We start from the raw sequence: 22,239 nt of genomic DNA, 5'->3' as shown, positions 1-22,239 counted from the left end.
ACGGCTTTAGCCAAAACTTAGAAATATAAAATTATTTTACCCGGTCGGTATGAAATTTCAGAACCTTAGAAATGATTTTTATACTATCCTCCAACTGTTCTTCGGAAAGAGAACCATAACTAAGTCTGAATCCGTTGATAACATGATCAGAACTGTATTGCTTCGGATGAATGATGTTAATGCTTTTTTCAAGCAGGGAAGCCGTTACAGCATCCCAATCCAGGTTTTCTTTCGGAACGATCCAGAAGGCAAGACCTCCTTCAGGAAGTGTAAAATCGGCGACATCTTCCAAATGCTTTTCTAAAAGACTGTTCACCAGATCTCTTTTGTTTCTGTAATGGATGGTGGCTTTTTTAATGTGTTTTTTAACAGTACCTTCTTTAATGAGCTGCAGTACGGCTTGTTCCATAATCACATCACCCTGAACATCAATGATTTTCCTCAGATCTCCTATTTTTTGAATCAGACTGGGATCTTTGGATGCCAGATAGCCGATCCTCAGGGCAGGAGCCACTACTTTACTCAATGTACCCACGTAGACATAGCTGTTAAGTTCATCAAAGCTGGAAACCGGAAGGATAGGACGGTATCCAAAATGGAACTCATTGTCATAATCATCTTCAATCACAGTCATTCCATGTTTGTTGGATAGTTCAATTAATTCCAGTCTTCGTGCTAAACTTAAAGTAACCGTTGTAGGATATTGTCTGTGAGGCGTAATATAGATCGCTTTTACATTTTTATTTTCTGTTAAAAGCTTTTCTATGTCTTTAGTAACAATCCCTTCCTCATCTACTGCTGCCGGAAGAAGTTCTGCTCCGGCATATTCAAAAGCTTTCCAGGCGGGTTTGTACCCTGGGTTTTCTACAATAACCTGATCTCCGGGTTTTAACAGACATTGAGCAGTCAGAAACATCGCCATCTGGCTTCCCCTCGTGATTGAAATTTCATTTTCATTGATATGCATTCCCCGCTGGTGGTTCAGCATCTGAGAAATGGTTTTCCGGAATTCAATATCGCCATGTTCATTGCTGTAACCCATCATCTGCCATTTTGCTTTCCTGTTAAAGATTTGGCGGTAGGCGCGGGCGAGTTCTGTTACCGGGGCTATTTTACTGTCGGGATGTCCATCATCAAAATTGATCATAGGCTTACTTAAAGCGAACGAAGCTTCTTCAGCTTCAGGATCTCTTATGCTTTGCCTTTCCTGTACAACCGGAAGCTTGTCAGATACGAAGATTCCTTTTCTTTCTTTGGAGATCACCCATTCTTCATTGATAAGTACCTGATAGGCTTCCACCACCGTATTTCTGTTGATCTTCAGCATCAAAGCAAGATTTCGGCTTCCGGGAAGTGCATCCCCGGCATTGAGTCTTCCGGAACGTATGTCCGCAATGATGGTATCCGCGATCTGCAGATACACGGCTTTTTCAAGCTCTTTATCTATTTCAAGTTCTAATTTCCAAGGACGAAGCATCTGGACTACCTATTTACGTGAAAACTGAATCATTTAAACAGTCCAAAGATACGGTAATTTTGTCATGCAATAACGCACAAACAATTAAAATTTAAAACATCATGGACAAAAAAGATTTCAGTTCAAAAGACTTTCACGAAACATTCGCAAGACCAAAGTACGTAAAACCTAGCCATTTAATTCATAAAAATGTAGAAAATGCAGGGGAGCACAATCAATTTTCAACAGAAAGAAAGCACCCGGTTTTCTTTGTAGATCTTCCAAGTAAAAATGTAAGTATGACGATTGGTGGATTAACTCCGGGTCAGCAGACCAACAGACACCGTCACACGTATGAAACGGTACTGTATGTAATCGAAGGAAAAGGATGGACAGAAGTAGAGGACGAGAGAGTACATTGGGAAGCAGGAGATGCGGTTTATATTCCTTCTTGGGCTTGGCATAAACACCAAAATCTTAGTGATACAGAATCTGCAAAATATTTAGCCTGCGAAAATGCTCCACAGCTTCAGAACTTAGGCGTTGCATTGAGAGAAGAAGAAGGAAGAGACCTTTAGAAATCGAAGGTTAAGATCAAGGATAAGATTTAGGGGTTAGGTGGATTCAATTTAAGATTCAGAAGAAAGCTTTGATCGGCTTCATTCATATCCAACCAAACACTTTTTAAATAGGAAATAAAGAATTTCCCCTAATCCCTAATCCCTAATCTCTAATCTCTATCCTCAGTTTATCATTTAATTAAAAAAAATAAAACATGAAAAATGTTCCATTCAAAGGCATCATTGCTTATCCCATTACGCCTTTTGACCAGAATGAGAAAGTAGATATTCCTCTTTTTAAAAAACTTGTAGAAAGACTTATCGTTTCAGGAAGCCACGGAATTGCTCCGTTAGGAAGCACAGGAGTAATGCCCTACCTGTCTGATGAAGAAAAGGAAGCGATCACAGAAGCCTCTATACAGCAGACTAAAGGAAGAGTACCAACATTGGTAGGTGTGTCAAATCTTACCACAGAAAAGACTGTTCATCATGCTCAGTTTGCAGAAAAAGCAGGTGCCGATGCCGTGATGATCATTCCAATGAGCTACTGGAAGCTGACGGATGACGAGATCGTAGCCCATTATGATGCAGTAGCCAGTAAAATTTCAATTCCTATCATGGCTTATAACAATCCGGCAACCAGTGGAGTAGATATGTCTCCGACACTTTTGAAAAGGCTTTTGGAGATTTCCAATGTTACCATGATCAAGGAAAGTACGGGAGATATTCAGAGAATGCATTATCTGAGAAAAGAACTGGGCGAGGAAACTGCCTTCTACAACGGATCCAATCCATTGGCACTGGCTGCATTCACTGCCGGAGCAAGAGGTTGGTGTACTGCGGCACCCAATCTGATTCCTGAACTTAATGTTGGTTTATATAAAGCTATTGAAGAAGGAAATATGGAGAAAGCACAAGAAGTTTTCTACAAGCAGTTTGATCTCTTAAAATTCATCGTGAACAAAGGTCTTCCAAGGGCGGTGAAAGCAGGGCTGAATATTTTAGGAGAAGAAGGCGGAAGCTTAAGAAGCCCGCTGAAATCTCTGTCCGAAAAAGAAACGGAAGAACTTAGAAGTATCATTAAAACCCTGGTCAATTAATTTAAATCTATTAAAAAAATCAGTTTTTTTTGATGTCAGTTTAATATTTATGTTGTAGAAAAGTTGGCTGAGGATTTCCTCAGCCAACTTTATTTTATACGACGGCATTTCCTTCTACGCCATCGGAGTTATTGGTTTTAATCCCAGTCAGAGCCGAAGCCACAAAGCTGAACAGGCTGACCAGTTTTCCTGCTTTGGTATCCCAGTAATAGGTTTCTTTGGGTTCTACACGAATGATGCTCACATCCGGATCATCTTTTCCGTCAAACCAAGCCTTGGCCATCGGTGACCATTTTTCTTCAATCGTAGCTTTGTCCTTATAAACAGAAGCCTGTCCATAAACCGACAGATATTGAGAATCGCTGTTGTTCATAAAGAAAAGCTGTACGTTTCGGTCATCTTTGATCTCAAAATTCTTATTGCTGGTTGCACTGCTGATAAACCATAGATTTCCGCTGTCATCCGTTTCCTGAAGTGTCATAGGCCGGGAATTCAAAGGTGTGGTTCCGAGCTCGGTACAGAACATACATATTCTTGCCTTTTCAGACAGTTCCTGGATCTTTTTAATGGCCTCGAGGTGGGTTAAATTTTTTGTTGACATAATATTATATTTTAGTGATTGGAATTTAAGAATTGGAATAAAATGGAATATCCGTGCTCTGTTTAGTTCAAAAACCTAACCAAAAGGAACATTGTTGTAAAAAATATCTATCCCATATCCCAATTTTGCTACTTTTTTTGTTATTCAAAAATGATATGAATGACGATCAGGATAGATTTAAGTCGGAAAAGAGACTTGTGCTCATCAGAAATAATTATTTTTGTTCGTAAAACCTATTTCAAAAAGGAATTCTAACATTTCAATACGATAAAATCTGATGGAAAATTATGCAGTCATTTTAGTGATCATGGCCTTAATGATCGGGATATCCGGTTTGGCGGGTAAAATAAAAATCCCGGTACCAATGCTGCTTTTAATAGTCGGCATTATGATCGGTTTTGTTCCTGCAATGCCTGAAATTGAGATCAATCCCGAGATCATTATGCTGCTTTTTCTGCCACCACTTTTGTACGATGCGGCCTTTAATATTTCTTTTCAGCAGTTTAAAACTAATATCAATACCATCGGAACACTGGCTATCGGACTGGTGTTTTTAACGACAGCCGGAATTGCGGTTATTGCGTATTATTTAATTCCGGGGATGACCTGGCCACTGGCCTTTGTATTGGGTTCTATTCTGTCCGCTACGGATGCTGTAGCTGCGGTTGGGGTCACAAAAGGATTAGGTCTGTCTCACAGAACCATGACGATTCTGGAAGGAGAAAGCCTGATCAATGATGCTTCAGCTTTGGTTGCCTATCGTTTTGCAGTAGCTGCAGTTACCGGAATTACCTTTGTTACGTGGAAAGCCTCACTGGAATTTTTTGTCGTTTTAGGAGGTGGTCTTTTGGTGGGTTGGGTTATTTTTAAAACATTGGCTCTTACCATCGGTTTCTTTCGTAAAGATGCCATGGTAGTGAACAGCTTGATTCTTCTCATGCCATTCGTTACTTATCTTATTGCAGAACATTTCGGAGTATCAGGCGTGATTGCAGTGGTTGTACTCGGTTTGGGAATGTCTAAACTGAGCAGAAATAAATTTCCGGATCACGTGAAGGAGCAGTCCAGAAATTTCTGGGACATCATTATTTTCCTTCTGAACGGGCTGATATTTCTATTAATCGGTCTTGAATTTCCGACTATTCTGAGAAAAATGGCTCATATCCAGGTCTGGACTTATGCCGGATATGCTGTCGTAATTGTACTGGTGACCTTACTGATCAGAATGGCAAGGGTTTATTTGCAGCAGTTTAATCTTCAGAAAGCCTTTCAGGGAAAAAGAAAAATCAGTGAAGAAGCCTTATTTGATTCCAAAACAAGTTTTATCATTACCTGGTCGGGAATGCGTGGCATTGTTTCATTAGCCATTGCGCTGGGTCTTCCGGCCACATTAAATGACGGCGAGCCTTTTCCATTACGAAGTGAAATTGTCTTTTTATCCATAGCAGTTGTGCTGATTTCGCTTTTAGGACAAGGACTGACCTTACCGTGGATTATAAAAAAACTTAAATTATAATCATGCAGATTTCTCCTCCCAAACAGCTGGCCAACTACATCAAGCACTATATCTTCTTAGAAAATCCGGAAGATATGACTAAAAATCTTCGCTTGTTTGCTGATGGAAATACAGGCTTAATCATCTCTGCGGATATGAAAATGCGAGACGAAAAAGATAGCAATCTGCCCTTATCCTTTTTTTACGGACAGCCTACCAAGTATAAAGATTTGAGTACAAAAGGTCAATTTTCCTTACTGGCAGTCGTTTTTCAGCCCTATTTTTTTAATCTGCTGTTTGATGTGGCTGCTAAAGACATTAAAAATGAAATCGTTTCGGCTTCGGATATTTTAAAAGATCAGTTGCTGCCATTTCAGGAAAAGCTGGATAATAAAGAAGATCCGCAATCGATAATAGCAGCACTGAATACCTATTTTATGAAGCTGATCTCAACAAAAAACAATCCGGATTCATGGCTTATGAAGGTCCAGCAATATATGCTTCAAAACAGGGGAGCTTTATCTCTTAAAGACCTGGAACATTTCACAGGATATTCTGAGCGCCATATTGAAAGAAAGTTTGAAGAAAATATTGGCATATCCCCCAAAAAATACAGTACCATTATCCGTCTTCATCATTTTTTAAGTCTGATGAAAAACAGTACAGATCAGAACAGCATTGCCAGTCTTTCGTACGAAGCGGGATATTCAGACCAATCCCACCTGATCAGGGAATTTAAAAATACAATCGGATTGACACCCGGTCAGTATCTGAAAACCGAAAATAAGCTGGCTGTCAATTTTATCGAAATTCCGTTTACCTAGCCAATGTCGGTTTTGTACAATCTTTGGATGTTTGCGTCTGCTAGCTTTGCAAAAAAAAAGAATGGACAATCTCAAAGTTTCAACCGCCCAGTTTGAAAATAAAAGCGGTGACAAAGAATACAATCTATCCGTCATTGAAAAATTAGCCGCAGAAGCCGCTTCAAAAGGATCACAAGTCATTGTTTTTCATGAATGTTCAATTACAGGCTACACTTTTGCCAGAAATCTGACCAAAGACCAGCTTCTTGACGTCGCAGAATTCATTCCTGATGGGAAAAGCATCCAAAGATTGCAGCAAATCGCGACGAAGCATGATATTACTGTTTTGGCAGGATTATTTGAAAAAGATGAAAATAATCATATTTTCAAAGCTTACGTTTGTGTAGATAAAACCGGACTGAAAGCCAAATACAGAAAACTTCATCCATTTATCAATCCACATCTGACGCCCGGAAACGAGTATTGTGTTTTTGAAATTCATGGCTGGAAATGCGGAATCCTGATCTGTTATGACAACAATATCGTTGAAAATGTAAGAGCTACGAGACTTTTAGGGGCAGATATTATTTTTATGCCACATGTGACGATGTGTACGTCTTCCACGAGGCCGGGAGCCGGTTTTGTAGATACTGAATTATGGAAAAACAGAGTAGCTGATCCTACATCGCTTCGCCTGGAATTTGACGGAATGAAAGGACGTGACTGGCTGATGAAATGGCTGCCTGCCAGAGCTTATGACAACGGAATTTATGCTGTTTTCTCCAATCCGATCGGGATGGATGATGATCAGTTGAAAAACGGATGTTCGATGATTATTGATCCTTTTGGAGATATTATTGCGGAATGCCGTTCATTTGATGACAGTTTTGAAACTGCTGTTTTTACTCCTGAAAAGCTTACTCAGGCCGGTGGAAGCCGATATGTAAAGGCAAGAAGGCCGGAACTATATCGTGACATCATTGGTCTGGAACATCATTCTGAACAGAAAGTGGTTTGGATGAAGGATAGTGCTATTTAGTCTGGAAGCTGGGAGAGGGAGGATGGAAGATATTTTTGTCAAGGTTTTAAATCTTGACAAAAGTATTCTCCGAAACGGTCTTAGAATATTTTACTAAATGAAAAATTTAATAAAAATACCTGAGTTTGGGATAAGACAATTAAGTTTGAGGGTTTTCGGGATGTGGGTTTGAGGTGTGAAAGTATATAGGATTACCTGTAAAATATTTTTAAGCTTTTTTTTACGCAAAGATTTCTATGTTAACGTTTAGTTTTGAGGAAGGCAAAGACTGTGACTGCGTCACTGATGAAGCGATCTGTATACAACATCCGCTTCATCGAATCAATGAAATTGATTCCGCCTTTGCTAGTCTTTATTAATAGAATAATCAGTTTCTTTGCGTCAAAAAAACATTGTCAGCTCTCCCCGGATTTTGAACTTGATCCAGCATATCAATGTAAAGGTCATTTCAGGTTTGAACCACAAAACCCGGATCCCGAAAGATTATCAGTTACTAAAATTGATCCTTTAAACATACTGAAATCATTGTTATTATAAATATCTTATCCCGAACTCAGGTTAAAAATAGAAGTACAGCTGTTTTTAGACCTCAATAACTTCCCTCTCCAAACTTACTTTATCAGCTCCTGAAGATCAGTCCAGGCACCGCCGTTATGCACATGCTTAAATCCTCTTTCTTTTAAAATATTTTCAGCTTTTACGCTTCGAAGTCCGTGGGAGCAAACGGTGATGTACGTTTTTTCACGATCCAGTTCAACATATCTTTCTCTGATGGTTCCCAAAGAAATATTTACCGAACCTTCGATATGTCCCATTTCAAATTCTTTCTCGGTTCTTACATCGAGAATGACAGCCCCTTTTTTTATCAATTGATCCAGGCCGTCATCTAAAGTCTGATATTTGTACATCCGGTATAAGACATAGATGGTAAGTGCTGCTGCACAAAATATCAGTACTGTTTTCATAATTTGCTCAGAATTTTGCTGTCAATATAAAAAGTCCCGAAAGGAATAAAACAAGCGAGAATCACTTTCCAGGTAGTTTCCTTAAACTTCCAGTGCTGCTCAACACCTACACTTAACGTATTAAACAGGAAAAGAAGAAATAGGGTTCCGTGGATGGGGCCCATCATTTTAACAAGCGCAGGATTTCCAAGCCAGTATTTCATGGGAACGGCAATGAATACGAGGGTCAGCAGAGAGATTCCTTCCAGAATAGCCAGAATTCTCAGGCGTCCGATTTTTGTTTTTAATAAATGTATCATAATTATCTGAAATAAGGTCTGTTAACAAAAGGAGAAAATGGCCATGGAATCGCTACAAAAATGACGGCAAGTGCCACTGCGAACCATATAAGCATCGTTTTGAATTTTTCCCGGTCTGTAGGTTTTCTTTTGGCTAAAGCGGAACCAACCGTAATCAGTACAATAGCTGTAATCATAAGGGAAATGTGAATCAGTCCGAAGAAAAGCAGGTCCAGAGATTCTTTGGCTTCACTGAAATTCTTCCAGAAATACTTAACGATTGGACTTTTTACATACAGAATGATCCCGAATATCAGCTGGATATGAGCAATGGTTGCCGTCCAATGCCTGACTGAGTCATCTGTTTTGGTAAATGTTTTATGATGAAAATATCCTCTATAGGCTCGCCATAAGGCATAAACAAGACTTAATAAAACGATCCACCGGAATGTGGAGTGCAAAAAGGTAAGGGTCTGGTACATGGATGACTTTTTTGAACGCATCAAAGATAGAATAAAAACATACTAACTAGTATGTTTTTTGATAAAAAATTATTCCAGTGATTGAAAATAGTTCTTAAGTCCTTTTAAATAAATAAGATATACGGATTTTGAATTCTCCAATTTTCCTAAATTTCTTACACCCCAATACCCGGACATCACAAAAACGGCCACTTCTTTGGCATCTACATGTTCTTTTACCGAACCTTCTTTCTTTCCGTTTTCGATACAGGTGATCATTGCATTTTCCCAACGTTCTGCAAGCTCGTTCAGTGCTCTGGTGAAATCCATATGCCAGGGAGCCATTTCCTGGGTTAAATTGGAAGTAGGGCAGCCATATTCAACCTTTAGAAGATCATTTTCCATTAAGATTCCGTAGACCAGCTGATAAATACTTTCCAACGGACGATCAGTATTCTCAAGAGGTTCAATAAAAGTGCTTCTGAAGTTGGTTTTCAGAAGTTCATTGATGATGGCCAGTCCCATTTCGTCTTTCGTTTTAAAATGGTAATAGAACGCCCCTTTTGTCACCTGTGTAGTGGCAATGATCTCATCAACGCTGGTGGTTTTATACCCTTTCACATAGATCAGTTCAAAGGCTTTCTGGAGGATATTCAGGCGGGTGGCTTCCGATTTTTTCATTGGGATAACTGGCTTTATTGCAAAGGAACGGAATTTTTGTTCAAAAAAACAAACTATCATTATTCTGATAGTTTGCTAGAATTTAACTTATTTTTATAATACGATAATTCATCGGAAATTTGTCCTGTCAAAACTCAACAAAATTACAACGCAATGAATTATCAAAAAGAAATACAGATCAAAACGGAACCTGCTGTCAAAAGTAAAGGTCTTCCGGCAGCATTGTGGGCATTAACCATCAGTGCATTTGGAATAGGAACCACAGAATTCGTGATTGTTGGACTTCTTCCTACGGTGGCAGGGGATCTGGGAATCAGCATTCCGTCAGCAGGGCTTTTGGTAAGTCTCTATGCCATTGGAGTAGCGATAGGAGCTCCGATACTGACTGCATTAACGGGAAAAATTCCAAGAAAAGCATTGCTCGTATCCATCATGCTTTTATTCGTGATCGGGAACGGACTGGCTTCTATTGCTCCCGGGTTTTTTACATTGGTTATGGCCAGGATTCTTACCGGATTTGCTCACGGGGTTTATTTCTCCATCGGCTCAACCATTGCGGCATCACTGGTTCCTGAAGAGAAGAGGGCAACAGCAATTTCAATTATGTTTGCCGGTCTTACCCTTGCGATTGTCACCGGAGTTCCACTGGGAACATTTATAGGACAGCATTTTGGATGGAGAGCCACTTTCATAGGGGTTTCTATTCTTGGAATCATAGGTTTATTAGCGAGTATGCTTTTGGTTCCGAAAAACCTTAAAAGCGACCAGACGGCCTCTTTAAAAAGTCTTCCCAAAGTATTTGGAAACAGACGTATGATCTTCGCCTTTTTAATGACAGCCATGGGATACGGAGGAACATTTGTGGTATTTACCTACTTATCTCCGATCTTACAGGAGATCACAGGATTTCAGGAATCTACAGTAACTTTTATCCTTCTGATTTACGGAATTGCAATTGCTTTAGGAAATCTTTTAGGTGGGAAAACGGCAAATAAAAACCCTTTACAGGCGCTTCTCTGGATGTTTGCTGCGCAGGGAGTGGTATTACTGGCATTTTATTTTACGGCCGGTAATCAGATCTTAAGTATTATTACCCTGTTTCTTTTAGGTGGGTTATCGTTTGCCTCCGTACCGGGACTTCAGCTCTTGGTGGTACAGATTGCAGAAAAAGAACTTCCGGGAACTGAAGATGTAGCTTCGGGGATTAATATTGCTGCATTCAATATAGGAATTGCGATCGGGTCTTACACAGGAGGTCTTATTGTAACGTCTTCATTAGGGCTGGCAAGCACGCCATGGATCGGGGCTTTATTTTTAGTGGCAACCGTATTGATTACACTTTACAGCATCCGTTTAAGTAAAAATCAAAAATAATTTTTCCTGTTTTTTATATTTTCAAGGACTGTCCGTTAGTGGGCAGTCTTTTATTTTACGTGTTCAGCCTTAATTTTATCCTCATCCTCAATCAGACATAAAAAATCTGCTCTATTCGCCAGATCAGCGAGAAATCAAAATGAAATTGATTCTATATTTTCAGGTTTTGGCTAAAGCCCTTGGAATGTCTTTCCTTGTTCAGATGGGCTGAAGCCCATCTCTATTGAATAGATATCCGGAATCTCATATTTCATGAATCTCAGAATCTGTAAATACAAAGAATTTCCCTCCTTTAGGGATGTTTTTGGTATCAAGTCCTGTGAATTCACTGAATGCGGGAAGCAGTAATTGTTTTTCAGTCTGAACAAAGCACGGAAGTCTGATGTTCTTTACGGAAGAATTCAGGACAACGCCCGGGTGAATGTGTCCTGTGATCTGAAATTCCGGCAACGTTTTGTCAAAATCATGAATAAAAGTAAAGCCATCAATCGTTAGAATTTCAGATTTAAAATTTAAACATAATTTCTTTTCCAAGGCAGCCGATAGACGGTCATGGTTTCCTTTAATCAGATAAAAATGAAGATCCGGATACTGGTTTCTCCAACTGCAGAACTCGTCTACATCTGAGTTGTCTCCGGCATGAAGCAGATCCCCAACGACAATAAATTTTTCGGGTTGAAAATATTCAATCAGTACGGAAAGTCTTTCCAGATCACTTTTCATAATATGATTGGCCAAAGCAATTCCATTTTTCCTGAAATGGGCAGTTTTTCCAATGTGAAGATCCGACAAAATCAATGCTTTCTCTTTTTTCCAAAACGCAGCGCGCTGATTGGTCAGGGTGAAAACCTGGCTGTTGATGGTGATATTTTTGACTGCGATGTTCAATTTTTTCTGTAAAATGTATTAACGTAAAATGTATTAATAAGGCTGGAAGATGATAAACAGAAGTTTTATATTGTGACATAGAACCCGAAATCCTTACCCCGCAACAAACTCATCACTCATCATTCATAATTCATCACTCTAAAACTAAAACCCTCTTTTCCTCGCCTGTTCCACCATCCGTTTAATTCTCGCATCCAGACTTTCACTCGAAAGTGTCTGTCTGAGGCTGTCTACTTTGATAGGGAAGCTCAGTGGAGTAAAGGTATGGGAATATTTTAAAATGATTTTTGATTTTTCAATTCTTTTAAAAGCTTCCACCAGCCGCGGTTCCTGAAGCTGCATATTGAAAACTTCGGTATAGGCTTGTCTGACAAGGAAATGATTGGGGTCGTAATCTTCCAGCACTTTAAAAATGAGGCCGGCTGAGCTTTGCAATGACTTATTGGAGCGCTGTTTTCCTGCGTAATTCTGAATCACCATTCCGGAAATCACGGCTATGTCGCGGAATTTTCTTCTTGCCATTTCTGCCGAGTTGATACTGGCAATGACATCATTCATCAGGTTTTCGCGGGTGAGAATTTGGTTTAAATTATCTTCGTTCAGAGGAATTTCTTTGTCGCTGAAAAGTTCAAAACCATAATCATTCATGGCCATTGAAAAAGAAATCGGGGCCAGTTTTGAAATACGGTAAGCGATCAATGCTGCCTTCACTTCATGAACCAAACGTCCTTCGAAAGGATACATGAAAAGATGATAACCTTCGCGGTTTTTGATTAACTCTACAAGAAATTCATCCTCTTTGGGAATATGTGAATTTTTTTCCTGACTGGCCAATAACGGATGTAAAAATTTCAGTTCCTTTTCTGAAGCTTTCGGGTTTAAGGCATGGGAGAGCTTTTCTCTTAAAAAGTGTCCTAAATTAGAGCTCAAAGGAAGTCTTCCACCCAGATAGCTCGGAGCTATTGCTTTTCCTTTTGCAGCGCGAACGTAGACGGTCATGTCTTTGATCATGGCGACTTCAAGCGTTCGTCCTGCCAAAATAAATTTTTCTTCTTTTTTTAATTTTGAGATAAAATATTCTTCCACCATTCCGATGTAACCGCCAGAAATAAATTTCACTTTGAGCATGGCATCACTTACGATAACGCCCATATTCATTCGGTGCAGCATGGCTATTTTCCGTGAAGTGACTTTATACAAACCGTCTTCCATAATGACGATCTTGTGGAATTCTTCGTAGCTTTTTAAAACACTTCCACCGATGGTCAGAAAATCCAGGATACTTTTCCATTCTTCATCGGTCATTTCCTGGAAAGCAAATACTTTTTTGATTCTTTCAAAGGTTTCTTCGGGATAAAATCCGTCACCAACCGCCAAAGTCATCAGAAACTGAACCAGTACATCGAAACACAAAACCTGAGGTTCGCGCGGCTCGATTACTTTCTGTTTCACGGCTTCTTTTAAAGCAGCCACTTCGATCAGTTCGAGAGAATGGGTGGGAACGCAATAGATTTTAGAGGTTTCAAAAGGGGAGTGGCCACTTCGCCCGGCACGTTGCAGAAATCTTGCAACTCCTTTAGCAGAACCGATTTGAATCACCGTATCGACAGGTTTAAAATCAATTCCTAGATCTAAAGAAGAAGTGGAAACGACAGCTTTCAATTTTCCTGCACTTAAATTTTCTTCGATCCAGATCCGGAGATGGGCATCAATGGAACTGTGGTGAATCGCAATCTGGCCTGCAAAATCAGGATAGGCATCAAGCAGCAACTGGTACCACATTTCACTTTGACTCCGGGTATTGGTAAAAACGATCGTAGATTTTGAATCCAAAATAATGGGAACGATTTTATCGGCTAATTTGGCGCCCAAATGTCCGGCCCACGGCAAAATGTCCAGCTCATCCGGAATAACCGGCAGGATGTCTATTTTTTTATGTTCTTTGGCGGTAATCTTTGTCTTTTTGATGTCGTAGGGAATTAAAACTTCCATTGCTTCATCCAGATTTCCTATCGTAGCTGTGATTCCCCATATTTTTAATTTTGAAACATATTTTCTTAGCTGTGAAATGGCCAGCTCGACCATGACACCGCGTTTTGAACCTAACAATTCATGCCATTCATCAACGGCTACACATTTCATTTCCTGAAAAAATCTCGCATGATTTTTCTGACCTAAAAGCAGATGGAGACTTTCAGGAGTGACAACGAGGATTTCAGGCATATTTCTTATCTGCTGCTGTCTCACTTTCTGTTCTGTATCTCCGTTTCTGACGCCAACGGTCCAGTCCAAACCGATTTCATCCATGGCTTCCTGCATCGCTTTTGCAATATCTTTGGACAGGGAACGCAGGGGAGTGATCCAGATCATTTTCAATCCTTTTTTGTACTTTTCAGGATGATTCATAAAGTCTGAAACCAGCGCCAGGAAAACAGAAAATGTCTTTCCGAATCCGGTAGGCGCCACCACCATTCCGCTGTATCCACTTCCGAATTTCTGCCAGGTGTCGATCTGAAATTTGAAAGGGGAAATGCCTTTATCAGCCATCCATTGCTGAATGACTTTGAATCCGTTGCTATTTTCAAATGCTTTCAAATTATTGGATCAGTTTTTTTATTTCTTCAAGTTCGTCTATTTCGTTTACGGTTTTGTCTTTCCGCCATCTTACTATCCTTGGGAATCTCAGGGCTACACCACTTTTATGCCTGCTGCTGAAACCGATTCCTTCAAACGCAATTTCAAAAACCAGTTCAGCTTTCACTGTACGCACCGGACCGAATTTTTCAATGGCATTTTTGTTGACAAACCGGCTGACCTCCATAATTTCTTTGTCGGTCAGTCCCGAATAGGCTTTTGCAATGGTCACCAGCGTATCGCCATTTTTCACCGCGAATGTGTAATCTGTGTAGTAGGCGCTTCGTCGGCCGCTTCCTTTTTGGGCATAAATCAGAACTGCATCAATGGTGAGCGGACTTACTTTCCACTTCCACCAGTCGCCTTTTTTTCTTCCGGAATGATAGGGGGAGTTTTTCTGTTTCAGCATAAGACCTTCACTGTTGATGTCCCGCGAGCCTTCCCGTATTGTATTCAAGTCTTCCCATTTTTCAAACTTGATAACTTCAGAAAGTTTAATGTTTTGAGGAGTTTCATTCAACAGTAATTCCTCCAGCATAGCCCGTCTGGCTCCGATGGATTTTTCCCGAAGATCGGTTCCTTCCAGTTCCAGAAGATCATAAACAAAGACTTCAATCGGAATATCCGAGAGCATTTTTTTAGTTAAAGTTTTCCTGTTTAATCTTTTCTGTAATTCGTTAAAATTTAAAACATTAGAGTCTTTTACCGCAAGTATTTCTCCATCTAAAACAAAGTTCCCTTTCATAGCCTGTACGGTATCCCTGATTTCCGGAAACTGATCGGTTACGAGCTCTTCGCCCCTTGACCAGATAAAGACTTCATCATTTCTTTTAATGATCTGTCCGCGGATTCCGTCCCATTTATATTCGATCTGCCAGTCTTCAGGATTTCCAAGTTCTTCCAGTTCTTTTTCCAGTGGATAAGCCAGGCAGAAAGGATAGGGTTTTGAATTATCCGGATTGATATTTTCAGCCGAAATCAGTTCCTGAAATGAAACTTCTCCGGGAAGCCATTTTCCCATCAGACTATGCATCAAAGTGCTGGATTCCTGAGATGAAAATTTGGTGAGTGCATTAATCAAAGTTTTATCTGACACTCCGATTCTGAAACTTCCGCCCAGTAATTTATTAAAGATTAAACGTTCAGTGTAATCCAGTCCGTTCCATGATTGCAAGACAAATTCTTTCTTTTCTGTTTCTGATTTGTCTTTTAAACTGACAATATCCAACATCCATTGGGAAAGGGTACTGTCAATTTTTTCCGAAGGCGGAGGAAGAATCAGGGAAATGGTTTCGCCCAGATCTCCTACCGAAGAATAGCTTTCCTGGAACAACCAAAACGGCAGTTTTGTGATCTCAAGTGCCCATTCTTTCATATAATTGGTGTTGACATTTCTTTTCGGTCTTTTGCCTGTAAACAACGCAATAAACCATACCTTATCCTCATCCGGAGCGCGTTCCAGATAATCGATAATGGCCTCTATTTTAGCATTGGTCTTATTAGTCGTTTCCAAAGCATTGATCAGATCTGCAAAATGTTTCATGGCTTAGGATTTTCAGTGATTTCTTTTTCAGATTCTTCTTCGTCTTCACCAAACAGGGTTTCTACGACATCGGACTTAATACCGATTTCATTTAAATATTTTGAGAAGATTTCGGTTTGTCCGTGGGTGACGTGTACGATCTCTGCTTCTGTAGCTTTTACGGCCTGCAAAAGCCCTTTCCAGTCGGCGTGATCGCTCATGGCAAATCCTGCATCGGCACTGCGCCATCTTCTGGCTCCGCGTACCTGCATCCATCCTGAACAGATCGCTGTTGCAGCATCCGGTATTTTTTTAATGATATTGCTATCCAGTAAAGCAGGAGGAACAATAACGATTTCGTGCTGAACTTCTTTTGGGTTTTCCTTAAAATCAGCGATCTTATAATCCGGAAGATTGATGCCTACGGATTCAAAAGCTTCGTTCAACCTTCCAATGGAATTGTGAACATAGATTTTTCCTAAACCTTCCACAGCCTTCATAATTCGCTGAGCTTTTCCCAATGAATATCCTATAAATACTGAAGTTTTTGAATTTTCCTGGTTTTTAAGTACCCAGGATTGAAGCTTTTTATTGAGATCAGGAACTTCCAACCAGTTGTAAATCGGCAGTCCGAAAGTGCTTTCCGTCACAAATTCATTGCATTTTACCAGTTCAAACGGAGTACTCAGACCATCTTCCTGAACCTTGTAATCTCCTGAAATAACAGTAACATAACCTTTATATTCCAGTCTGATCTGGGCTGATCCAATGATATGTCCGGCAGGATGCAGTGAAACTTTCACACCGTTCAGAATCACCGTTTCCCCATATTCAACGCTCTGGCATTCAATATCTATCCCAATCCTTTGATACAGAATTGGTTTTGTATAATGATGACAGAGGTATTTTTTCATTCCCCACCGGGCGTGATCGGCATGTCCGTGTGTAATAACGGCGAGATCAACTGGTCTCCACGGATCGATATAGAATTTCCCCTGCGGACAGTAAATGCCTTTTTTTGTGAATGTGATTAATTTCAATGGTGTGATTGGTTTATGTTTTACATTCAAAAATCCCACCAAATTGGAGAAAGTTAATGATTTTATAAGAGTTTAATCAATTAAAACTTAATCCAACTTTTTAAGAATTGTTTTATTCTCATTCGGGTTCCAAAAAACTGTATCTGGTTTTACAAAAGAAACTGTAAAAGAATAGTTTGGTCTTTTTTCGTCACGTTTGTGTGATTATTATTGATTTTAAATTTAAACTTAAAACAATTAAAAAATTTTGATTATGAATGTTTTAAGTCTTTTTAATTGAAAATTGGTTAGTATAAAAAATCTTTAAAGTATGTTTTTTTGTTACTGATTTTAGGTGAGAATAAATATTATATTGGCTGCATAAAAATTCAAATGCAATGAACAAAAAATACTCAGGAATCTTTCTGTTGTGCACTGTCATGTCCTTAAATGGGCAGCAGGTATTATGGCAGAACGATATTAAATCCAATACTCAAGATTTTTTAAGCCAGGTTACAACAACCATTGATCAGCAATATCTTATTTCAGGAAGTTCAATACAAAGCAGTAAGCTTGAGGCCGAAGGTAGTAAGCAAAACAACGGGTACGATTTTCACTTAATCAAATTAAATCAGCAGGGTGGGCAGGTTTGGGAGAAATATTTCTCAGGTCAGAATCATGATTATTTGTCTGCCTCTGTAGCCACTCAGGAAGGAGGGTTTCTTTTGGCCGGGACATCTTATTCCGGAAAAGGATTGGATAAAAAAGAAGATACCCGAGGCGGATCGGACATTTGGCTGGTGAGGCTTAACGAATTTGGAGATGAGATGTGGCAGAAAACATTGGGATCAGCACCGGATGAAGAAGCAGGATCAGTAATCCAAACTACGGATTTGGGATTCTTTGTAGCCGGCGGTGTTCAAAATTCAACCAAAGGTTATGGTTCAAAAGATATTTGGATTGTAAAACTTGATAAGAATGGAAAAGAAGTTTCACAATCAATTCTTGGAGGAAGAGGACTGGATGAAGTGGAAAAAATGATTCCAACAAAGGACGGAGGTGTTTTGGTCGGGATGTATTCAAGGAGCAACAAAGGAGGTTCAAAAACCACTGAAAATTTCGGAGAAGGCGATTATTGGATCGTGAAGCTTGACAAGAGCGGGAAAACAGAATGGGAAAGGAATTTTGGAGGAAACGCTGATGACCACTTAAGAACACTTGCCTTGACATCAGAAGGATATCTAATCGGTGGAGAATCCAGATCAGAAATGTCAGGGAATAAAATGGTAGGAATTGAAGAAGGAACAGATCTATGGCTTATTTCACTTAACGAAAGAGGTGAAGAGCTTTGGCAGAAGTCGTACAGTTTTGGAAACCGTGATATTTTGATGGGTATGAGCGTGATTAGCCAGCGTCAAGATTCAAGAGGTAGCAACCAAGACCTCACCAAGGGAATTTTATTGGGTGGATACACTCAGGCAGAGGGAAAAATCGAAACAGATGACGAAACTTTTTGGCTTTTATATCTTGATAAGCTAGGGATTGAGACATGGAGAAAATATATAAAAGGAGAATCCAGGAAGAAAGAGGAAAGGCTTTCAGATATCAAGCTGAACAGTGACGGCTCCATCATTTTGGCAGGAACCAGTGCTGAAGAACTTGGAAAAGAGAACTGGAAAATCGTGAAGCTTGGAGATCAACAGCTTGACCAATTGATTGAAAAGCAGGATATCAAAATTTATCCTAATCCAGTTTCAGACTATGCTTATGTAGAAATAGGCTTTGATTTTAAAGAAGCTGATATCATTCTGTATGATATGGGCGGAAGACAGCTTCAGAGTTTGAAGACTAAAAATAAGGTAACGAAGATCAATACTCAGAATTTGATTCAGGGTGCTTATCTGGTGACTGTAAAGACGGATGATAATAAAACGGCAAGTGTAAAATTGATTAAAAAATAAAACAAATGAGAAAAATAGAAATTATATTACTACTACTATTTGCATTAACTTTTACGAGAGTATTTCCTCAGGGAAGTATTTCCTCTGAAAATGTAAATGTTGGAAAATATCAAAAAATGATTCCTCCCTCTCCAAGTGCTTTTGCGTTTTCCAATTACGGAAATCTTCCTGCAAATCTCTTTATTGGTACTCCCAGGATTAACATTCCACTGTTAGAATTTAAGGGCGGGAATATTACAATCCCCGTCACTATCGATTATACTTCAGCTGGTGTAAAGATCGACCAGTTGGAAACTTTGGTAGGTCAGAGCTGGAGTTTCAATACGGGTGGAGTAATCACAAAAAAGATTAACGGAGCAGATGATGATTTTACCCCTACTAATTCCCCGGATAGCTTTACTATAATGGATCAAGGGACTATAGATTACTTTGAAAATTTTGTTGAGACCAGTGCTTACAATACTGAATATGATGAATTCAGCTTTAATTTTTTGGGAAATTCAGGGAAGTTTCTTATCAACAAAAGTGGGGGTATTGTTAATATTAGTCCTTCCGATATTAAGCTGGAAAGAATTTATGCCAATGGAACAAATTATTTTAAAGCTACAGATGAATCCGGTATCATATATCTGTTTGAAGCCATAGAAAAAACAAGATATTTAAAGAGTGCCTGTGAAGGTATTGCTTTGGGAGAACCTCTAACAACTCTTGCTAATGTTGCCTGGTATTTGACTAAGATCATCCATCCTTCCGGTAATGAAATTTATTTTGAGTATGGAGATAGCCAATACACTTATACGCCCTCATTAAGCCAACAGCTAAAATTTGACGGTGGTACCCAAAATGCTATTTGTAGCTATGGAAATCAAGGCAGTACGGCCAACTTTCTGCCTACACATACACCAACCTTTTTTAACTGCTATTCCATGCAAACTAATTATATTAAAGTTCTTAAAAGAATAAGTTCAAATAATACCAGTGATGGGCAAGTGCTTTTCGTTTATGATCAAGAACATGTTTTTGATCGTAATTATAAGCTTTTGACAGGCATTGAGAAAAAAACAAGAACTATGGTCTCTAAAACCATAGACAAAATTAAGATCAGTTATTTAAATACAACAAACAGACATTTTTTAAAAGACATTAAATACGAGAATAGTAATCAGAAATATCAATTTGAATATGATGATCCTCAAAGTCTTCCCGACAGATTAAATACAAGCCAAGATTTATGGGGATATTATAATGGAGCAAGTAATGGGACTTATTTTGTCCCTAAAGAGGCAAGTCCGTTCAGAATTATCGGTGCTAACAGAGAAGTTAATCCAATGTTTTCATCAAGAGGAATACTAAAAAGAATTATTTATCCTACAGGAGGCGATACTGTAATGGAATATGAGCAAAATTCTTATTGGGGATCAAAAAAAATTGTTCATCTGTATCAGACAATAAGTGGTTATGTAGATTATCTGACTACAGGATCTGTGGTTCAGTCATCATTCTTTAAATATACAAAAAATTTTACCACCGGAAATATTGATGAGACTGAGCCTGTAGATGTCAAAGCTTCCGTACTATTAGAGAATGCTGCTATTTGTCCTCCATTTTATAATCCTGATATTCCAGAGAGATCAGACTTATCAGTGACTTTACATCTTTTTGATGTTGATGAAAATAGATATATAGGTATTTTTCAGGGTCCAGCGTCTATCAATGCCAACAATTATATGGTATTAAGGATCAATTCAGAGCCTTCGGCATCTGCAAAGGTTTTGCTTAAAGCCAATCATAATTATCAGTTGAAAATCTTTTCTCCCCAATGTGTATCCGTGGATTTTGGAATAAATACTTATTATTCGTCACAAGATATAATAAATTTACCAACAGGTGGAATTAGGCTTAAAAAGAGCATTGATAATTCCGGTAGTAATCCTGTTTTAAAAAGGTATTATTATAATACTTATTCTCAAAGAAGTATTTCCAGTGGTGATGCACCTGAAACACCTCATTATTTTAGCTCTTATGAGACAAGGAATTATTGCCCTAACGATCCTGCTGCTACTATTACTCCAAATTGTAATTACACTTCTCAATTTGTAAAAGTAATCCATTCTTCTCCGCTATTCTCCTTATTTGATACATCAATGAACAGCAATATATTTTATGAGTATGTGACTGAAAGCCTAGGAGGAGACAATGCAGAAAAAGGTAGAATCGAGCATAAATTTAATATCAACAGGGATGCTTCTTTTTCACAGGTCCATCATGGAAATTCTCTTTTGGGTGTTGGTACAGGAATGATATCTTCCGGGCACAGTAATACAGGATGGGATCATGGAAATGAATTAGAGACACTGTACGCTTCAAGTTCGAATAAGGTGAATAAAATTATTAAAAGGACTTTTATAAAAGAGGTAAGGGATCAGACCAAGTATCATAATTTTATTTTCAATCAGATATTTCAAAGAAAATGTCTTTGGGTTGACACGGATTTAGGAAATATGACTGTTGGTTATTATTTTAAAGAAATATTCAGAAATCTTTTAAATGAGGAAGAAATAATTAATTATCCCAATGAAACAACTTCTTTAATAACAAAAATAAAATATTTTTATAATAACCCTAGTCATTATCAATTAACAAATAAAAAAGTCACTTATCCGAACAATAATAGTGAGGAAACAATCTATAGTTATGCCTACGAGAAAGGTAATCAGTTGATGATCAACAAGAATATGATTGGGATTCCTCTGGAAACTTCAACTACCCAAACTATTGGAAGTACTGCAAAAATATTGTCGAAATCAGAAACAATTTATCCAAAGAACGGTACACAAATTACAAACAATAATGCTTCTTTGGTACTTCCTCTATCTGCAATTTCTTATAACATAAAAGATCTGAATACAAGTGTTAGTCCTCCGGCAACAACTGTGGAAGTCTCCTATGATCGATACGACAATAACGGAAATCTGTTACAATATACTACCAAAGATGGTATTCCCGTAAGTATCTTGTGGGGCTACAACAAGACTTTACCTATTGCAAAAGTAGAGGGAATCACTTATGACAGATTGATAGGGTATGGAACGATTAATATCCCTGAGATTATTTTATATTCCGATAAGGATGCTGATCCTGCGTTGTATAATCTTCAGGAAGAAGAGGCAGAAAACCTGTTGATCGGTAAACTTGATGTTCTCAGGACATTTTCTTTATTATCTGATTACCAAATCAGCACTTACACATATGATCCACTAATTGGGGTGAGAAGCATCACCCCACCATCTGGCATCAGAGAGGTTTACAAATATGACACGGCCAACAGGCTTGAAAAAGTGATTGACGTGAATGGGAAAGTGTTGAAAGAATACCAATACAATTATAAAAACTAAACACAAG

Annotated in this window: 18 protein-coding genes; 8 read left to right on the top strand and 10 right to left on the bottom strand. The window is 38.8% G+C overall.

The window, feature by feature from the left end:
• Nucleotides 1-31: 31 nt before the first annotated feature.
• A complete protein-coding gene (pdxR, locus tag BM143_RS11060; protein ID WP_090024556.1) occupies nucleotides 32-1,477 on the bottom strand; it encodes a MocR-like pyridoxine biosynthesis transcription factor PdxR in 1,446 nt (481 codons plus the stop codon).
• A gap of 101 nt (nucleotides 1,478-1,578) precedes the next feature.
• On the opposite strand from pdxR, the gene BM143_RS11055 reads away from it, so the two are divergent.
• Together BM143_RS11055 and BM143_RS11050 are read left to right on the top strand one after the other, a co-directional pair.
• Entirely contained in the window at nucleotides 1,579-2,034 is a 456-nt protein-coding gene (locus BM143_RS11055; protein WP_034730275.1) for a cupin domain-containing protein, read from the top strand.
• Between the two features lie 197 nt (nucleotides 2,035-2,231).
• The gene (locus BM143_RS11050; RefSeq protein WP_090024555.1) at nucleotides 2,232-3,116 is read left to right on the top strand and encodes a dihydrodipicolinate synthase family protein; all 885 of its coding nucleotides are present in this window, start codon (nucleotides 2,232-2,234) and stop codon (nucleotides 3,114-3,116) included.
• A 94-nt stretch (nucleotides 3,117-3,210) separates the two neighbouring features.
• On the opposite strand, the gene BM143_RS11045 is transcribed toward BM143_RS11050, so the two are convergent.
• The gene (locus tag BM143_RS11045; protein ID WP_047455696.1) at nucleotides 3,211-3,717 is read right to left on the bottom strand and encodes a pyridoxamine 5'-phosphate oxidase family protein; all 507 of its coding nucleotides are present in this window, start codon (nucleotides 3,715-3,717) and stop codon (nucleotides 3,211-3,213) included.
• 277 nt (nucleotides 3,718-3,994) lie between these two features.
• On the opposite strand from BM143_RS11045, the gene BM143_RS11040 reads away from it, so the two are divergent.
• From BM143_RS11040 to BM143_RS11030, 3 genes are all read left to right on the top strand, one after another.
• On the top strand, nucleotides 3,995-5,233 hold the full coding sequence (locus tag BM143_RS11040) for a Na+/H+ antiporter (protein ID WP_090024554.1): 1,239 nt from the start codon (nucleotides 3,995-3,997) through the stop codon (nucleotides 5,231-5,233).
• Between the two features lie 2 nt (nucleotides 5,234-5,235).
• The gene (locus tag BM143_RS11035; protein ID WP_090024553.1) at nucleotides 5,236-6,036 is read left to right on the top strand and encodes a helix-turn-helix domain-containing protein; all 801 of its coding nucleotides are present in this window, start codon (nucleotides 5,236-5,238) and stop codon (nucleotides 6,034-6,036) included.
• 61 nt (nucleotides 6,037-6,097) lie between these two features.
• Nucleotides 6,098-7,054, top strand: coding sequence for a nitrilase family protein (locus tag BM143_RS11030; protein WP_090024552.1), 957 nt, complete (start codon nucleotides 6,098-6,100; stop codon nucleotides 7,052-7,054).
• A 611-nt stretch (nucleotides 7,055-7,665) separates the two neighbouring features.
• Here BM143_RS11030 and BM143_RS11025 read toward each other — a convergent pair.
• The 4 genes from BM143_RS11025 to BM143_RS11010 all read right to left on the bottom strand — a co-directional run bounded on the left by BM143_RS11025 (nucleotide 7,666) and on the right by BM143_RS11010 (nucleotide 9,439).
• On the bottom strand, nucleotides 7,666-8,019 hold the full coding sequence (locus tag BM143_RS11025; RefSeq protein ID WP_090024551.1) for a rhodanese-like domain-containing protein: 354 nt from the start codon (nucleotides 8,017-8,019) through the stop codon (nucleotides 7,666-7,668).
• Nucleotides 8,016-8,318, bottom strand: coding sequence for a DUF3817 domain-containing protein (locus tag BM143_RS11020; RefSeq protein ID WP_072923675.1), 303 nt, complete (start codon nucleotides 8,316-8,318; stop codon nucleotides 8,016-8,018). The genes BM143_RS11025 and BM143_RS11020 overlap by 4 nt, the downstream gene beginning before the upstream one ends.
• A gap of 2 nt (nucleotides 8,319-8,320) precedes the next feature.
• Nucleotides 8,321-8,779 carry a hypothetical protein gene (locus BM143_RS11015; protein ID WP_090024550.1) on the bottom strand — a complete coding sequence of 153 codons (459 nt, stop codon included), beginning with the start codon at nucleotides 8,777-8,779 and terminating at the stop codon, nucleotides 8,321-8,323.
• A gap of 69 nt (nucleotides 8,780-8,848) precedes the next feature.
• The gene (locus BM143_RS11010) at nucleotides 8,849-9,439 is read right to left on the bottom strand and encodes a TetR/AcrR family transcriptional regulator (RefSeq protein WP_090024549.1); all 591 of its coding nucleotides are present in this window, start codon (nucleotides 9,437-9,439) and stop codon (nucleotides 8,849-8,851) included.
• A 153-nt stretch (nucleotides 9,440-9,592) separates the two neighbouring features.
• Between BM143_RS11010 and BM143_RS11005 the strand changes: the two genes are divergently transcribed.
• Complete coding sequence (locus tag BM143_RS11005; protein WP_090024548.1) at nucleotides 9,593-10,813, top strand: MFS transporter; 1,221 nt, start codon at nucleotides 9,593-9,595, stop codon at nucleotides 10,811-10,813.
• A gap of 243 nt (nucleotides 10,814-11,056) precedes the next feature.
• On the opposite strand, the gene pdeM is transcribed toward BM143_RS11005, so the two are convergent.
• The 4 genes from pdeM to BM143_RS10985 form a co-directional block, all read right to left on the bottom strand.
• Complete coding sequence (gene pdeM / locus BM143_RS11000) at nucleotides 11,057-11,701, bottom strand: ligase-associated DNA damage response endonuclease PdeM (protein WP_167375277.1); 645 nt, start codon at nucleotides 11,699-11,701, stop codon at nucleotides 11,057-11,059.
• Nucleotides 11,702-11,845: 144 nt separating this feature from the next.
• On the bottom strand, nucleotides 11,846-14,296 hold the full coding sequence (locus tag BM143_RS10995; protein WP_090024546.1) for a ligase-associated DNA damage response DEXH box helicase: 2,451 nt from the start codon (nucleotides 14,294-14,296) through the stop codon (nucleotides 11,846-11,848).
• A 1-nt stretch (nucleotide 14,297) separates the two neighbouring features.
• Nucleotides 14,298-15,878 (bottom strand): ATP-dependent DNA ligase, encoded by a 1,581-nt coding sequence (locus tag BM143_RS10990; RefSeq protein WP_090024545.1) that lies wholly within the window; start codon nucleotides 15,876-15,878, stop codon nucleotides 14,298-14,300.
• Complete coding sequence (locus BM143_RS10985; protein ID WP_090024544.1) at nucleotides 15,875-16,897, bottom strand: ligase-associated DNA damage response exonuclease; 1,023 nt, start codon at nucleotides 16,895-16,897, stop codon at nucleotides 15,875-15,877. Before BM143_RS10985 ends, BM143_RS10990 begins: the two co-directional genes overlap by 4 nt.
• Nucleotides 16,898-17,274: 377 nt before the next feature.
• Between BM143_RS10985 and BM143_RS10980 the strand changes: the two genes are divergently transcribed.
• Together BM143_RS10980 and BM143_RS10975 are read left to right on the top strand one after the other, a co-directional pair.
• On the top strand, nucleotides 17,275-18,837 hold the full coding sequence (locus tag BM143_RS10980; RefSeq protein WP_090024543.1) for a T9SS type A sorting domain-containing protein: 1,563 nt from the start codon (nucleotides 17,275-17,277) through the stop codon (nucleotides 18,835-18,837).
• A 5-nt stretch (nucleotides 18,838-18,842) separates the two neighbouring features.
• Nucleotides 18,843-22,232, top strand: coding sequence for a hypothetical protein (locus BM143_RS10975; protein ID WP_090024542.1), 3,390 nt, complete (start codon nucleotides 18,843-18,845; stop codon nucleotides 22,230-22,232).
• Nucleotides 22,233-22,239 lie beyond the last annotated feature (7 nt).

The organism is Chryseobacterium oleae (assembly GCF_900115055.1).
In the GTDB taxonomy this organism is placed as follows: Bacteria; Bacteroidota; Bacteroidia; order Flavobacteriales; family Weeksellaceae; genus Chryseobacterium; species Chryseobacterium oleae.
The sequence above is the reverse complement of the archived record's forward strand: the minus strand, read 5'-3'. Positions and strand labels throughout refer to the sequence as shown.

Bases quoted from the DNA above. Each gene is read 5' to 3' on its own strand.
- BM143_RS11035 (WP_090024553.1), top strand. From the start codon at position 5,236: ATGCAGATTTCTCCTCCCAAACAGCTGGCCAACTACATCAAGCACTAT.
- BM143_RS11050 (WP_090024555.1), top strand. From the start codon at position 2,232: ATGAAAAATGTTCCATTCAAAGGCATCATTGCTTATCCCATTACGCCT.
- BM143_RS10990 (WP_090024545.1), bottom strand. From the start codon at position 15,878: ATGAAACATTTTGCAGATCTGATCAATGCTTTGGAAACGACTAATAAG.
- BM143_RS10975 (WP_090024542.1), top strand. From the start codon at position 18,843: ATGAGAAAAATAGAAATTATATTACTACTACTATTTGCATTAACTTTT.
- BM143_RS11020 (WP_072923675.1), bottom strand. From the start codon at position 8,318: ATGATACATTTATTAAAAACAAAAATCGGACGCCTGAGAATTCTGGCT.
- BM143_RS11010 (WP_090024549.1), bottom strand. From the start codon at position 9,439: ATGAAAAAATCGGAAGCCACCCGCCTGAATATCCTCCAGAAAGCCTTT.
- BM143_RS11025 (WP_090024551.1), bottom strand. From the start codon at position 8,019: ATGAAAACAGTACTGATATTTTGTGCAGCAGCACTTACCATCTATGTC.
- BM143_RS11045 (WP_047455696.1), bottom strand. From the start codon at position 3,717: ATGTCAACAAAAAATTTAACCCACCTCGAGGCCATTAAAAAGATCCAG.
- BM143_RS11030 (WP_090024552.1), top strand. From the start codon at position 6,098: ATGGACAATCTCAAAGTTTCAACCGCCCAGTTTGAAAATAAAAGCGGT.
- BM143_RS11005 (WP_090024548.1), top strand. From the start codon at position 9,593: ATGAATTATCAAAAAGAAATACAGATCAAAACGGAACCTGCTGTCAAA.
- BM143_RS11040 (WP_090024554.1), top strand. From the start codon at position 3,995: ATGGAAAATTATGCAGTCATTTTAGTGATCATGGCCTTAATGATCGGG.
- pdxR (WP_090024556.1), bottom strand. From the start codon at position 1,477: ATGCTTCGTCCTTGGAAATTAGAACTTGAAATAGATAAAGAGCTTGAA.
- BM143_RS10980 (WP_090024543.1), top strand. From the start codon at position 17,275: ATGAACAAAAAATACTCAGGAATCTTTCTGTTGTGCACTGTCATGTCC.
- BM143_RS11015 (WP_090024550.1), bottom strand. From the start codon at position 8,779: ATGTACCAGACCCTTACCTTTTTGCACTCCACATTCCGGTGGATCGTT.
- BM143_RS11055 (WP_034730275.1), top strand. From the start codon at position 1,579: ATGGACAAAAAAGATTTCAGTTCAAAAGACTTTCACGAAACATTCGCA.